A 14,965-nucleotide genomic window follows, 5' to 3' on the forward strand; every position below is an offset into this window, starting at 1 on the left:
TGGTTTTGTCACTCCATGGCGGAGCCCGAGCCTTGACGGACATTCACAGGAGGTCAGCGCGATGAAGCTCGAGCACATCCTTCTTGGCGTGTTGCTGGAACACCCCAGCACGGGCTACGACCTCAAGAAATTCCTCGACAACCACGGGCGGTTCCTGCGCTCCAATACCCAGATGAGCCAGGTCTACCGGTCGCTTGGACTGATGGAGTCGCAGGGGCTGGTAACCCACACAGTGGACCACCGGCCGGGGGCGCAGGACGCCAAAACCTACCGCGTCACCGATGAGGGCACCGCCATGTTCCTCGGCTGGCTCACCGGCCCCTACACACCGCCGACCCGCTTCCAGGACCCGGAACTCACTGTCCGCCTCAGCTTTGCCGGGTTTATGGGCCGCGAAGAGCTGGCCTCCTTGCTCGACGTCGAAATCCGGACCAGGGAGGACGAGATAGCCCAATACCGCCACCGTGACCGCCGCGAAGACTGGGACCCCGCCATCGCCTTCGACGAGGAACTCGCCGAATCAGTCAAGGAGCGGCTCCACCGGATGGGGTCCGCCGGCATGGACGCCCACGTGGCGGCCCTGACTGAACTCCGCGCCGAACTCCGCGCAGGAGTCCCGGGCTCCTCGCCCACCCCGAAAGGACCCCGATGAAGGCCATCATCCTGATGTTTGACAGCCTTAACCGGCACATGCTGTCGCCATACGCCGACACCATCGTTGACGCCCCGAACTTTGCCCGGCTGGCCGAAAAGTCTGTCACCTTCGATAACTTTTATGCCGGCTCCATGCCCTGCATGCCGGCAAGGCGCGAGATGCACACCGGCCGCTACAACTTCCTGCACCGCAGCTGGGGCCCACTGGAGCCGTTCGACGACTCCATGCCCGAGATGCTTGGCCAGGCCGGCATCCACACCCACCTGGTCTCGGACCACCCGCATTACTGGGAGGACGGCGGCGCCACGTACCACCCCCGCTACACAACGTGGGAGTTTTTCCGCGGCCAGGAAGGCGACCCCTGGAAGGGCGTGGTGACACCGCAGGGCAGCGCCGGCACGGCAATGACGCGGACGAGGCGGCAGGATGCCATCAACCGCAGCTATATGCCCACAGAAGCCGAACACCCGCAGACGCGGACGGTCGACGCCGGGCTTGAGTTCATTGAGACCAACCACGCGGCGGACCAGTGGATGCTCCAACTCGAGCTCTTCGATCCGCACGAACCCTTCTTCACCCATGAGGGCTACAAGGCAAAGTACCCGCACGAGTATGCAGGGCCCGAGTTCGACTGGCCCAGCTACCAGAAGGTCTCGGAGCCGGAAGAGCAGGTGGACCACGCCCGCTACGAATACGCTGCCCTCGTGTCGATGTGCGACAGGTCGCTGGGTCGTGTCCTTGATGCCATGGACCGGCACGGCTTGTGGAAAGACACCATGCTGGTGGTCAATACAGACCACGGCTTCCTGCTCGGCGAACACGGCTGGTGGGCCAAGTCAGTCATGCCGTGGTTCAAAGAACTGGTGCATCTGCCGATGTTCCTCTGGGATCCACGTACGGGAGACCGGGACACACGCCGCGGCGCCCTGACCCAGACCATCGACATCGCGCCCACCCTGCTGCGGTTTTTCGGACTCGAGCCGACGCCGGACATGCAGGGCCAGGACCTCGCCGCCGTACTTGATGATGACGCAGAGGTGCATCAAGGCGCGCTCTTCGGCATCCATGGAGGACACGTCAACGTCACAGACGGCCGCTACGTCTACATGCGCGCCTCCGCGGGACCCGCCAACGCACCGCTGGAGGACTTCACGCTGATGCCCACCCACATGCGCGCCCGGTTCGCCGTCGGGGAACTTGCCGACTGGCAACCCGCAGAACCGTTCCGGTTCACCAAGGGCCTTCGCAGCATGAAAATCCAGTCCAGGTCGCTGATGAACCCCTGGACCCACGGAACGCTCCTGTTCGACCTCGACGCGGACCCAGGTCAGAACTATCCCATCACCGATGATGGCGTGGAACTGCGTATGCTCCGACTGCTGGCTGGCCTGATGCATGACTCTGATGCGCCTGAAAGCCAGTTTGACCGGCTGGGAATTCCCTTTGGCACGGTTCCGGACACCGGCCATTTGCTGGTCCGGAAACAGTCGGACCGCGCGGCAGCGGCCTTGGAGCAGCTTCCGCCGCTGTCTGGTTTCCCCGCCGCCGGCGCAGGCCTGAACATCCCCATCCTTGAACTGCGGCAGGACCCCCGTTGCGAGGCCATCCTGACGAAGCACCTGCCACAGTTGGTCGCCACCGAACTGATCAACATCCGCGCCCAGCTCACACTGCACCAGATGGCCAGGGTCACGCCGATATCCGAGGCTGTCCTCACACAGTTGGCCCGGGAGCTTGCGGCTCTTCCACCGGGCGGACGGGTCGTTACTGCGGGAACCGCAGAACCATGACCTCGGCGCGAGGTACGCGTGGCCCCGGCCCGACCGGATGGGCGTCGCTCAGTTCCTACGGGCTACTGGCCGATGATGGACTGCAGGCGGCGCTCTGTAGCTTCGAGCCAGGCGATGAGGTTTGAGACCATGTAGTGGCCGCGCTCCACCTGCATCAGGTGCCATTGTCCGCGCCACTGGCGTTCGGCTGGCCCGGCGTCCCCACTGACGAGAACGTCGTCGAAGGACCTGTCCATTCCTTGCTCCGCCTGCCTGCGGAACTCCAGTTCGATGCGGACCAGCTCCAGGGCCTTTTCCGGGCTCCGGCTTCCGGCGAACCGAAGCCTGACCTGGAAGTCAGGATCCAGGGGACGGCGCGACGGCACGTAGGGGGAATCGATCCACACCTCGAGTTTTTTCCGTCCGGATTCGGTGATTCTGTAGAGCTTGGTGTCCGGGCCGGACCGGCGAAGGTCCGGTACGGGAGCGGCCCAATCCCACTCCACCAGCCTGCCCAGCTGCCGGTAGATCTGCGAGGTCCCTGCGGAATACCCTACGAAGGACCCGCGCCCTTCGAACCACTTCCAGACCTCATACCCGGTGCGGTCCCCCGTGGACAGCAGCCCCAATAGAATCACGTCCAGCCGGGCGAGGGATGTTTTGCCCGCCGCCTGCTCTGCCATTTCCTGCCCAGTCATTTTTGCCCCGTCACTTCTTGCTTCGTCACTTCTTGCTCAAGGCTGCTTCGCGGCGGCGGCGCATGGCCGCCCGGTCCTGCTCCGACACCGGAACCTGGGCGTGCCAGGACACCTGTGTGGCACCGTTGGCCGGCTGCAGTCTTGCGGCAAGGTCGTCGGCCAGATGCCCGCGTCCGGTATTGCGAAGGTGCTCCATGTACACCTCCGGCTGGTTGTACAGTGTCGGCCCTGCCTGGAGGGCACCCTGCATCGGGTCGGGCAGCGAGCCGGGAGTTCCCGCATAGAACCCCAGCCATTCGAACAGGTTTGAGCGCATCCGCGCCGCCAGGTCCGGGTCATCGGCAATAAGGTTGCTGGTCAGGTACGGGTCCTCGGCCACGTTGAACAGGGACTCCCATTCTGCACGGAAGCAGCCCGGATGGTAGGTGCGGATGTACAGGTGGTCCCGTGTCCGGACGGCCCGCTGGTAGGTGTGGGCGCCATGTCCCCACACCAGGTAGGGCCGGCTGTCGATGGCCCGGCCCCTCACTGCGTCCGCGTAGGACCGGCCCTGCCATTTTTCAGGTCTGTCCACGCCGAGCAGGTCCAGGATGGTCGGCGCGTAGTCGATGTTGTAGAGCAATGCATCGCACCTGGTGGCCGCAACGCCTTCCTGGTCGGTGATGCCCGGCCAGTGCACGATCATGGGCAGGCGGTGCACGGGTTCGGAGGCCAGGCCGTGCTCGGCGTAGAGACCCAACTCCCCGAACGACTCGCCATGGTCGGACGAAACAACGATGGCCACTTCATCCGCCAGCCCCATGGCTTCGATGGACCGGCGGAGCCGTCCGAATTCGGAGTCCCAGAAGTGGATCGCGCCGTCGTAGCCGTTGATGAGGTGTTCAAAATCCGCCCGGGTGCGTATCTCGTCGGGCATGTTGCGCGGAACGCCGGACTTGCGGGGCCCGCCCGAGTAGTGGAGGTCGAGGGCGCTGCGGGCGCCGTACACCTCTGCGTGCCCGTCAATCGCCGCCTGGTCAGGCCATTCAGGTGCCGGGCCGGCAGCGGCAGCCTTGGCGGTCCACGACCCGTCCTGGAGATAGTCGGTGTGCGGGTCCCAGTAGGTGACGTGCAGGTACCAGTTCTCGTCGTCGCGGTGGCGTTGGATCCAGTCCAGGGCGGCGTCGGTGATCATGTCCGCCGGCTCGTCGCCGATGTCCGGCGTGACCTGGACATTCTCGCGGAAGTTGCCCATGAAGTAGTAGGCGCGGTGCCTTTCCGCGAAGGACGAGACGGCGGCGCAGGTGTAACCGGCGGCGTTGAGGGCCTGTCCCAGCAGCGGCCGGCCAGGCTGCGGGCCGTGGCCGGCATCCAGGCGGAAGCGTGCATCGTCGCCGAAGTGGCCCACCACGCCGTTGGTGATGCCATGTTGCCCGCTTGTCAGCGCCGTTCGTGATGGCAGGCAAGGGGAATCGGAGCAGTAGTAGCGATCGAACATGACGCTGTTCCGGGCCATGTCGTCAAGGTTCGGCGTAATGGAGCGCTGATAGCCATAAGGACCCGTGTGGTCCGGCCTGAGCGAATCCACGTCCACGTAGATGATCTTCATTGACCGTTTCCTGTCTGTGATGGGTGGTCTATAAGACTAGTAGAACAGTTGCAGGCAAATCCAGACCTAAAAAATGCCTACTAAATTAGATCTGCATATGTGCGTAGTTGCACAACAAGCAGGCCCCGCATCCCAGGCGTTGCATCGCACGCGCTGTTTACCGGAAGGCTGCCCACGGGATCCTAAACCAAAGCCGGTTTGGCTTTGGGAATGTCTTTTTAGCCGGTCAGAGGCCAAAAAGTCGCCTCAGCAAAGAAACGCTTGCCACGAATACTTAATTGAGTTTAGTATGTGAGCCAGGGCACACGACTCTCGCGGCCCGACCTACCACAACGGAGTTTTAGGAAGAGACATGATGAGCACCAAAAGCCGCGTTCTCTCGACGGTGGTGACCGCCGTCGTCGCATCCCTGGCATTCACTGCCTGCAGTGGCAGCGCACCCCAGGAGTCCACCACGACGCAGGCTGGGCCGGAGACCGCACCCCTGCTCCGGATCGGTTCCTTGCAGGAACCGACCAGCTACGACCCCGCCCAGGCCAACGAAGGCCATCAGGCGCCGATCTACCAGGCCGTATACGACACCCTCATCAAGCGCGAACCCGACGGCACCCTCAGCCCGATGCTCGCCACCTCGTGGGAGCCCAGCGACGGAAACAAGGCCTACACCCTGAAGCTCCGCAGTGACGTCAAGTTCACCGACGGGACCGCCTTTGACTCGGCTGCGGTGAAGGCAAACTTGGAGCACTTCACCAAGGCCAACGGCCCCCTGGCCGGCACGGCCCGCAGCGTCCAGACTGTTGAAACCCCCGACGCCACCACCGCCGTAATCCGCCTGTCCGAACCTGATCCCGGGCTCCCCTACTCCCTGGCCAATGCGGCAGGCCTCATGGCCAGCCCCAAGGCCGTCGGAACCGACGCCATCAAGACCAAGCCGGTGGGCTCGGGCCCCTACACCCTGGATTCCGCCAACACGGTGGCAGGCTCGAAAATTACCTATGTCCGCAACGCCGACTACTGGGGCGACAAGCTCCCCTACGACAAGGTGGAGTTCCAGATCCTGACGGATGAGACTGCCCGCCTCAATGCGCTCAAGTCCGGCCAGGTAGACGCAGCCACGCTGAGCCGTGCCGCGACCGCCGTCGAAGCTGAAGGCGCAGGACTGCTGCACAAGCCCTTTGAAGTGAACTGGGAAGGCATCTTCTTTTTCGACCGTGACGGCACCAAGCTCCCGCAGCTCAAGGATGTCCGGGTCCGTGAGGCCTTGACGCTCGCCATTGACCGCGAAGCACTCCTGCAGGCTGTCCACCTGGGCAAGGGCACCCTCACCAGCCAGACCTTCCGGCCGGGAACCGCCGGCTACGAGGAGGCCTTGGACGGCAAGTACACCTATGATCCGGACCGTGCACGCGAACTCCTCAAGGAAGCCGGCGCAGAAAACCTCACCTTCACCTTCCCCATCACCCAGGTGTTTGACCCGTCGATCTACGATTCCATCATCCAGAACTGGCAGGACATCGGAGTGACCGTGAACCGTCATCAGTGGGGACCCGGCCAGGCCATTCCGTCCATGCAGCGCGGCGAATTCCCGATCTCCTACATGGCGCTGAGCCAGCGTGATGACTGGCGCCACATCATCTTCCAGCTCGCCCCCAATGCTCCGTGGAACCCCTTCAAGGTCACGACGCCGGAACTCAGCGCCCTGATCACCAAGGCCCAAACGGGTTCCGAGGCCGAGCAGAAGGATGCCGACAAGGCCGTCAACGAGTACATGGTCGACAACTACTGGTTCAGCCCGCTCTACCGGCTTGAGAGCCACTTCTACCACAACACCAGCGTTGAGGTAGAGCCACAGACGGAGCAGGCCGTGCCGTCCATCTACAACTACAGGCCCACCGGCAAGTAGCAGTCCGCGTGGGCCGGGGTTGGTGCCCCGGCCCACGCGACATCCCGGACATAGGAGTCCCTAGTGACTATTTTCTTGCTGCGGCGTTTACTCTCTGCCGTGGTCCTGCTCGTGGTTGTTTCCTTCCTGGCCCGGGTGCTTCTCTATCAAGGCATCGGAGATGTGGCCCGCAATGTTCTGGGCGAGAACGCCACAGAGGAGCAGGTCGCACTCAAGAACCAGGAACTCGGCCTGGACCAGCCCCTGATAGTCCAGTATTTCGACTGGCTTACCAACGCCATCTCCGGAGACCTGGGCGTCTCCATCTTCAGCAGCCAGCCGGTGTGGGACACGTTGCTGATCCGGCTCCCGGTGACCCTGAGCCTGGTGGTCGTGGTGACCCTGCTGACAGGGGTCGTCGCGTTCGCGGTGGGCATTTACGCCGCGGTGCGGAAGGGCTGGGTGGACCGTACGCTGCAGATCCTGGCCACCCTGGGAGATGCGCTGCCGCCCTATATCGTGGCCCTGTTTCTGGTGACCTTCTTTGCCATCCAGCAGAAGATCTTCCCTGCCACAGGCTTCATTCCCCTGACCGAGTCACCGGCCGGCTGGGCCCGGACCATCACCCTGCCGGTCCTCGCCCTCGCCATCGGGGGCGTTGCCGGGGTGGCCCAGCAGGTCCGCTCTTCCACTCTTGGAGTGCTCCACCATGACTACATCCGGACCGTTCGCAGCCGCGGGCTTTCCGAGCGCAGGATCATCCTGACGTCCGTGCTGCGCAACGCCTCCACGAACGGCCTGACCAGCCTTGCCGTCCAGGTGGTGGGTATCCTCGGCGGGGCTGTCTTCATCGAAGTGCTGTTCGCCCTGCCCGGGCTGGGTTCACTGGCCGTCGAGGCAGCCTCCCGCACCGACCTGCCCCTGATTGTGGGGGTGGTTCTCGCCCTGATGCTCATTGTCGTCACCGTCAATCTGGCCGTCGATATCCTCGTCGCCTGGCTCAACCCGAAAGTCCGACTGTCATGACACTTGCGACAGAAGTACCCACCGACGTCGAACCCGTCGTCCCCCGCTCAGGCCTGGTCAGGCGGTTCCTGAGCAACCCCCTGGGCCTGCTCTCCACCCTCGTGCTCGTAGCAGTGATTGTGATCGCCGTCGTGGTGCCAATCCTTGGGCTGCCCGACCCCAATGGCGTGAATCTGCGTGAAGCGAACCGCGCGCCCGGCGCTGCACACTTGCTGGGCACCGACGGCTCCGGCCGGGACATCTTCAGCCGCATCATGTGGGGCACACAGGTGCTCCTCGCCGGCTCCGGAATCTCCCTGGCCATTTCGATGGCCATCGGCGTGGCCACCGGCCTGATGGCCGGCTACTACGGCGGCTGGTTCGACAGCATGGCGTCCTGGTTCAATAACCTGACCATGTCACTTCCAGGCATCGTGGTGCTCCTGGCGGTGACCACCGTCGTGGGACCGAACGTCTACATCGCGATGGCCACCTTCGGCATCCTCCTGACGCCGGCCTTCTTCCGGGTGGTCCGCGGGGCCGTGCAGGCCGTGCGCAATGAACTCTACGTCGACGCAGCCCGAGTCTCAGGCCTCAGCGATGCAAGGATCATCGCCCGCCACATCCTCACGGTGGTCCGGGCACCGGTCATCATCCAAGCCGCCCGCGTGGCCAGCATCGCCATCTCCGTCCAGGCAGGGCTGGAACTCCTCGGCATCACCGACAGCACCATCCCCTCCTGGGGCAACATGCTCAACGAAGGCTTCCGCAAAATCGCACTGAGCCCAGGGCTCATTCTCTGGCCCAGCCTTGCCATCGGCCTGGTGTCCATGGCACTCATCCTCGTGGGCAACGCGCTCCGCGATGCCCTGGAGGACCGCGGCCACGGCACCACACGTGCGGTCCGGCTCCCGGCCCGCACCGCCGTCGAACCTTCCGCCGCCCCGGCGACGGCACACCCGGCGGAAGCGCTGTTGTCCGTGCAGAACCTCAAAGTCGCCTACGGCACCGGTTCCGGCCAAAAAGAAGTGGTCCACGGCGTGAGCCTCCACGTCGCACCCGGGGAAGTCCTGGGCCTTGTGGGCGAATCCGGATCCGGCAAAACCCAGACCGCCTTCGCTGTCCTGGGCCTGCTGCCCGAGGGCGGGCACGTCTCTGACGGCTCCATCCTCTTCGACGGCAAGGAACTGACCAGGCTCGGAACCAAGGACCGGACCGCCCTGCGCGGCACCGACATCGCCTACATCCCGCAGGAACCGATGTCCAACCTGGACCCGGCCTTCCGGATCGGGCACCAGCTCACCGTCCCCATGCGGACCAGGCTCGGGCTCTCCAAGGCCGACGCCAAGAACCGGGCACTGGCTTTGCTGGCCAAGGTGGGGATCGCGGACCCGGAAAAGACCTTTAAGTCCTACCCGCACGAAGTCTCCGGCGGCATGGCCCAGCGCGTCCTCATCGCCGGCGCCGTCTCCTGCAACCCCCGCCTGCTCATCGCGGACGAGCCCACCACGGCCCTGGACGTCACCGTGCAGGCCGAAGTGCTTGACCTGCTGCGGGACCTGCAACGCGAAACGGGCATGGCCGTGGTCATGGTCACGCACAACTTCGGCGTGGTGGCCGACATCTGCGACCGCGTGGCCGTCATGCAGTCCGGGCGCCTCGTGGAAGTGGACACCGTCGAGAAAATCCTCACCAAACCATCCCAGGCGTACACCCAAAAACTCCTCGACTCGATGCTTGAGGACGGACCAGCCCGCCCGTACCCCTTCGACGACGACGATTCCGCCGCGTCGCCCCTGACAGCCAAGGAGTAACCCATGACGAACACCACACGGCTCCTGGAAGTCGACCAGCTCGCCGTGGAATACCCCGGACACGGCCGCAAGCCGGCCTTCAAGGCCCTCGAAGACATCTCCTTCTCCATCCGGCCGGCCGAAACACTGGGCCTCGTCGGCGAATCCGGCTCAGGCAAGACCACCATCGGCCGCGCCATCCTCGGCCTCGTCAAACCCTCAGGAGGGCGGATCCGCTTCGACGGGCAGGACATCACCCACGCCGGCCGCCACGACCGGCGCAACCTGAGCCGGGACATCCAGGTGGTCTTCCAGGACCCCTATACCTCCCTGAACCCGTCCATGACCGTCGAGGACATTCTCTCCGAACCCCTCACCATCCAGGGCACGAACAAAAAAGATGCCCTCGACCGCGTCCGCGGGCTCTTGGACCGGGTGCACCTGCCGGCCAACTCCGGCGGCCGGCTGCCCCGCGAGTTCTCCGGCGGCCAGCGGCAACGCATCGCCATAGCCCGTGCCATCGCGGTCAAACCGCGCCTCATCGTCTGCGACGAACCCGTCTCAGCCCTGGACCTCACCACCCAGGCAACGGTGCTGGACCTGCTGGTCGAAATCCAGGAAGCCACCAAAGTCGCCTACCTCTTCGTCTCGCACGACCTCAGCGTCATCCGCCACATCAGCCACAACGTCATCGTGCTCTACAAGGGACACATCGTCGAACAGGGCCGCGCCGCCCAGGTCACCTCCCAGCCAGTCCATCCCTACACCCAAAGGCTCTTCATGTCCGCACCCGTCCCCAACCCCGCCCAGCAGCGCGAACGCCGCGAAGCCCGCCGCCAGCTCGTCGCTGCAACCGCAGGGCAAGCAGCATGAGCGTGGAAACGGCACCGGAATTCCAGCGCGCTCCCGACGGCACGTTGTTCAGGGACCTCAACGGCAACGGCATCATGGACCCCTATGAGAACCCTGTCCTGCCCGTCGCCGAAAGGGTGGAGGACCTCCTCGGCCGCCTCTCCCTCGAGGAGAAGGCCGGCCTGATGTTCCACACCATGGTCAGCGCCGCCGAGAGCGGGAAGCTGGGCGACGAGACGCCCCGGGCCGGCCGGGCCACCCTCCAGGAGGTTGTGGCCGGCAAGTACGTCAACCACCTGAACTTCCACTTCGTGCCGGAGCCGAGGCTCGCGTCGCGCTGGGTGAATGAACTGCAGCGGCTGGCGATGAACTCAAGCCCGCACGGCATCCCTGTGACTCTGTCCACCGATCCCCGCCACTCGTTCATCGAAAACTGGGGAGCTTCCTTTACCGCAGAGTACTTCTCCGCCTGGCCCGAACCCCTGGGCCTCGCCGCCGTCCGGGACGAGCAGCTCGTCCGTGAGTTTGCCGCGATCGCCAGGGCCGAATACACCGCCATCGGCATCCGCGCCGCCCTCCACCCCACCATTGACCTGGCCACGGAACCGCGCTGGGCACGGCAGTACAGCACGTTCGGACAGGACAACGACCTTGTGGCCCGCCTGGCCCTGGCCTACCTGGATGGTTTCGAAGACCAGCATCTGGGCGACGGCAGCGTCGCCTGCATGGCCAAGCACTTCCCCGGCGGCGGCCCCCAGCGCGACGGCGAAGATCCGCACTTCCCCTACGGCCGCGAGCAGGTCTATCCCGGCGGCATGTTCGACCACCACCTCGAACCGTTCAAACGGGTCATCGCCCACGGCGTCACGGCCATCATGCCGTACTACGGCATGCCCATCGGCCTGGAGCTGGACGGTGAACCGGTCGAGGAAGTCGGGTTCGGCTTCAACCGCCAGATCATCACCGGACTCCTTCGCGAAAAACTGGGGTACGACGGCGTCGTGTGCACCGACTGGAGCCTCGTCACCGAATCCCGCCTGCACGGCCGCCAGCTGCCGCCGCGCGCGTGGGGCGTTGAGCACCTCTCGGAAAAGGAGCGCGTGCTGAAGGTTATCGAAGCCGGCTGTGACCAGTTCGGCGGCGAGGAATGCCCCGAGCTGGTTGTCGAGCTGGTCCGGGAAGGACAGCTCACGGAGGAGCGCATCGACGTTTCCGCCCGCCGGCTGCTGAAGGTTAAATTCGAACTGGGACTCTTCGACAACCCCTATGTCGACGAGGAGCAGGCGGAAGAGCGGACCGGCCTGCCCGAATACGTAGCGGCCGGCCAGCGGGCCCAGGCCCGCTCCGTCACCGTACTGAAGAACGCGGCGAGCAACGGCCCGGCCCTGCTGCCACTGGCGCCGGGGCTCCGCGTCTACTCTGGGGAGATGAGCGCAGACGCACTGGCTGAGGCCGGCTTCACCGCTGCTGCCGACCCCGCAGACGCCGACGTCGCGATCGCCCGCGTGGCAGCGCCCTTCGAGCTCCGCGACCACTACATGCTGGAATCCAGCTTCCACGCCGGGAGCCTTGAATTCGACAGCGGGACCATCAACAGGATTGAGCAACTGGCCGCTGTGGTTCCGGTGATCCTGGTTCCGCATCTGGACCGCCCCGCAGTCCTGACCCCGCTTGAACCGCACTGCGCCGCCATCGCCGCCGTCTACGGCGCGTCGGACACCGCAGTCCTCCAGGCGCTTACGGGAGCTGTGCCACCCGAAGGGCGGCTGCCGTTCCAACTCCCCCGCTCAGAGGCGGCCGTGGTAGCGTCCCGTCCGGACGTCCCTGGGGACACACAAGACGCGCTCTACGAGTGCGGGTTCGGATTGGAGTTGTAAATGGCCGCAAGTACAGAACTGCCTGCACGGAGGCGCGGGTCCTATGCCAAAGGGCGGGCCGCACGGGAGCTCATTCTTCAAACCGCCCTGGACGTGATCGGGCGCAAGGGCTATACGGCGACCTCCCTGCGCGATATCGCAGACGAGGCGGGCATGACACAGGCCGGGTTGCTGCACCACTTCGACACCAAGGAAAACCTGCTGGCAGAGGTGCTCCGCAAACGTGACGAGGTTGACAGGCAGCACTTCAGCCCCGCGGATGTCACCGAGCTGCCCCTGATCATCCAGCTGGCCCACCACAACATGGAGGTTCCGGGCCTCGTCCAGCTGTATGTCAGCCTGCAGGCAGCCGCGGTAAACCCCGAGCATCCGTGCCATGACTATTTCCGCGAACGCGACCTTGTGGTCCATGGCCGGATCGCCCGTGACATCGAGAAGCGCCAAAAAGCCGGCACCTTCGCCGCGGACGCAGACCCGAACACGATTTCACGGATGCTTCTGGCGCTTTCCGATGGTCTCCAGGCGGAGTGGGCGATCAACCCTGACATCGACCTGGCAGGCACCCTGGATGCGTTCTGGAACAGCTATGCCCGCACCGGCAAGACTGTTTCCCCTGCAGCGGAAGCTTAACGGTCCTGGTGGAGCAAGCAGACAGGGAACGGCCGTTGAAACCGCCGAACATCGTCTGGATCTCAACGCACGACATCAATCCTGACCTCGGGTGCTACAGGGGCATCTGGCCCGGAGCGGAGGACGCGGTCACGCCAAACCTCGACCGGCTTGCCGCTGAGGGTGCCAGGTATGACAACGCCTTCGCGTCGGCTCCGGTGTGTGCGCCCGCACGTTCGGCCATCATGACCGGCTGCTTCCCGACGGCGATCGGGACGATGCACATGCGCTCCAAGGCGGTCCCGCCGCCCGAGGTCCGGCTCCTGCCCGAATACTTCAGGGAAGCCGGTTACTACTGCACCAACAACGAGTTCACGGACTTCCAAGTGGCCACACCGCCCACGACGTTCAATGACTGCAGCAGTACTGCCCACTGGCGCAACCGCCCCGACCCGGAAACGCCGTTCTTTGCCGCATTCCATGGCATGGCAACCCACGAGTCACGGATCTACTACGCGGACAAAGCCTTCGCGGAGACCACCCGGAACGTTCCTCCCGGAGCCAGGCACGATCCGGCTAAGGCGCCGCTGCCGCCGTACCACCCGGATACCCCCGTGTTCCGCCGCGCCTGGGCACGGTACAGCGACCTCATCACCGAGATGGACCATTGGGTGGGCGGCCTCCTGGCACAGCTTGAGGAGGACGGGCTGGCCGGATCCACGATGGTGGTGTTCTGGAGCGACCACGGGCCCGGCATGCCCAGGGCCAAGCGCTGGCCGAACGAGGCAGGCCTTCGCGAACCGCTGATCGTCCGCTGGCCCGGCACGATCCGGCCCGGAACAGTCCGTACTGAACTCGTGCACACCATGGACCTCGCCCCCACCATGCTGGCAGCCAGCGGACTCCCTGTGCCCGCACACATGCACGGCAATGCGCTCTTCGACCGCAACGGCCGATTCGACGACGGGCCGAACCAGTTCGCCTATGCGGGCCGTGACCGGATGGATGAGGCCGAGGACACGTCACGGACAGTGCGGGACGCCCGCTACCGCTACATCCGGCATTACCACCCGGACCGTTCCGGGATGCAGCACCTGCAGTACGCGGACGGGCTCGCAACATGGGCGGAATTCCGGGACCTTGCCTCCCGGGAAGCCGGACAGCTGGGCCGCGGCCTGAAGCCGGACCTGCTCACGGATCTCCAGCGCTCGGTCGTAGCGGCGGGACGGCCGGCTGAGGAACTGTACGACGTCAGGTCCGATCCGCACGAGACAGTCAACCTGGCCGACAACCCGGATCACGAGGCCGACCTGCAGCGTTTGCGCTCGGCGCTCGCTGACTGGCAGGAGCGCTACGGCGACCTGGGGATGCTTCCCGAGAGGGCACTGATCGAACAGTGGCGGCCAGGAGGAAAGCCTCGGCGCACGGAGGCCCCGGACGTTTGGCTGACCGCGGAGGGCCTGATGGCCCGCTGCGCCACGGCAGGGTCGTCCGTGGGCTGGACAATCGACCCGCCCGGCACCGAGATGCCGACAGCCGGCCCGCTGGACGAGGCCATCGGGGCACCGCCGAATGACGGCCGCCGCTGGAACCTGTATACGGCTCCTATCCAGGCGGAGGAAGGAACCGCGGTGTGGGTCCGTGCCTGGCGGCTTGGGTTTGAGCCAAGCCACGAGGTCTCAACCACCGTCAGCCGGGCAACCGGACCTGATGCCGCAGCGGTGACTACGACTGGATCCGCCAACTGAACGAGAAGGAAAGACGATGACTGAAAACGTTACGCATGAATCCGTTGGTGCGAGTCATGCGTTGCCGGAGCCTACGCCGGAGGAGGCTGCGGCGCTTGCGGGGTTGTACCGGGACTTCGAGGCGGAGAACCTGGTTCCGTTGTGGACGGAGATCGGGGATCTGATGCCGATGGTCCCGTCGCCGAAGGCGGTGCCGCATGTGTGGCGGTGGAGCGATCTGTACCCGTTGGCTGCCCGTGCCGGTGACCTGGTGCCCGTGGGCCGGGGCGGGGAACGCCGGGCGATTGCGTTGGCGAACCCGGGCCTGGCGGGGACTCCGTATGCGACCCCGACGTTGTGGGCAGCGATCCAGTACCTCGGCGCCCGTGAGACGGCGCCGGAGCACCGGCATTCGCAGAACGCGTTCCGTTTCGTGGTCGAGGGCGAGGGTGTGTGGACGGTGGTGAACGGGGACCCTGTGGCCATGCGCCGCGGGGATTTCCTGCTGAC

Annotated in this window: 12 protein-coding genes; 10 read left to right on the forward strand and 2 right to left on the reverse strand. The window is 65.1% G+C overall.

Going from position 1 to position 14,965, the window contains the following annotated elements; genetic code table 11:
* The first annotated feature begins 61 nt into the window (after positions 1 to 61).
* Positions 62 to 652, forward strand: a complete 591-nt coding sequence (locus J2X42_RS08680; RefSeq protein WP_310164249.1) for a PadR family transcriptional regulator — start codon at positions 62 to 64, stop codon at positions 650 to 652.
* Positions 649 to 2,445 (forward strand): sulfatase, encoded by a 1,797-nt coding sequence (locus tag J2X42_RS08685; RefSeq protein WP_310164250.1) that lies wholly within the window; start codon positions 649 to 651, stop codon positions 2,443 to 2,445. The genes J2X42_RS08680 and J2X42_RS08685 overlap by 4 nt, the downstream gene beginning before the upstream one ends.
* A gap of 62 nt (positions 2,446 to 2,507) precedes the next feature.
* Here the strand turns inward: J2X42_RS08685 and J2X42_RS08690 are convergent, their stop codons facing one another.
* Positions 2,508 to 3,122, reverse strand: a complete 615-nt coding sequence (locus J2X42_RS08690) for a PadR family transcriptional regulator (protein WP_310164251.1) — start codon at positions 3,120 to 3,122, stop codon at positions 2,508 to 2,510.
* A 25-nt stretch (positions 3,123 to 3,147) separates the two neighbouring features.
* A complete protein-coding gene (locus J2X42_RS08695; protein ID WP_310164253.1) occupies positions 3,148 to 4,710 on the reverse strand; it encodes a sulfatase in 1,563 nt (520 codons plus the stop codon).
* Between the two features lie 352 nt (positions 4,711 to 5,062).
* Between J2X42_RS08695 and J2X42_RS08700 the strand changes: the two genes are divergently transcribed.
* The 8 genes from J2X42_RS08700 to J2X42_RS08735 form a co-directional block, all read left to right on the forward strand.
* Positions 5,063 to 6,613, forward strand: coding sequence for an ABC transporter substrate-binding protein (locus J2X42_RS08700; RefSeq protein WP_310164255.1), 1,551 nt, complete (start codon positions 5,063 to 5,065; stop codon positions 6,611 to 6,613).
* 63 nt (positions 6,614 to 6,676) lie between these two features.
* Positions 6,677 to 7,618, forward strand: a complete 942-nt coding sequence (locus tag J2X42_RS08705) for an ABC transporter permease (protein WP_310164257.1) — start codon at positions 6,677 to 6,679, stop codon at positions 7,616 to 7,618.
* Positions 7,615 to 9,411: a dipeptide/oligopeptide/nickel ABC transporter permease/ATP-binding protein gene (locus J2X42_RS08710; RefSeq protein ID WP_310164259.1), complete on the forward strand. Its 1,797-nt coding sequence runs from the start codon at positions 7,615 to 7,617 to the stop codon at positions 9,409 to 9,411. The genes J2X42_RS08705 and J2X42_RS08710 overlap by 4 nt, the downstream gene beginning before the upstream one ends.
* Positions 9,412 to 9,414: 3 nt before the next feature.
* A complete protein-coding gene (locus tag J2X42_RS08715) occupies positions 9,415 to 10,263 on the forward strand; it encodes an ATP-binding cassette domain-containing protein (protein ID WP_310164260.1) in 849 nt (282 codons plus the stop codon).
* A complete protein-coding gene (locus tag J2X42_RS08720) occupies positions 10,260 to 12,119 on the forward strand; it encodes a glycoside hydrolase family 3 N-terminal domain-containing protein (RefSeq protein ID WP_310164263.1) in 1,860 nt (619 codons plus the stop codon). Before J2X42_RS08715 ends, J2X42_RS08720 begins: the two co-directional genes overlap by 4 nt.
* Positions 12,120 to 12,749 (forward strand): helix-turn-helix domain-containing protein, encoded by a 630-nt coding sequence (locus J2X42_RS08725; protein ID WP_310164265.1) that lies wholly within the window; start codon positions 12,120 to 12,122, stop codon positions 12,747 to 12,749.
* Between the two features lie 35 nt (positions 12,750 to 12,784).
* Positions 12,785 to 14,476: a sulfatase gene (locus J2X42_RS08730; RefSeq protein WP_310164267.1), complete on the forward strand. Its 1,692-nt coding sequence runs from the start codon at positions 12,785 to 12,787 to the stop codon at positions 14,474 to 14,476.
* A gap of 16 nt (positions 14,477 to 14,492) precedes the next feature.
* A partial coding sequence (locus J2X42_RS08735; RefSeq protein ID WP_310164269.1) for a cupin domain-containing protein occupies positions 14,493 to 14,965 on the forward strand: 473 nt, incomplete at its 3' end.

The sequence above is a fragment of the Arthrobacter sp. BE255 genome (assembly GCF_031457335.1).
Classification (GTDB): Bacteria; Actinomycetota; Actinomycetes; order Actinomycetales; family Micrococcaceae; genus Arthrobacter.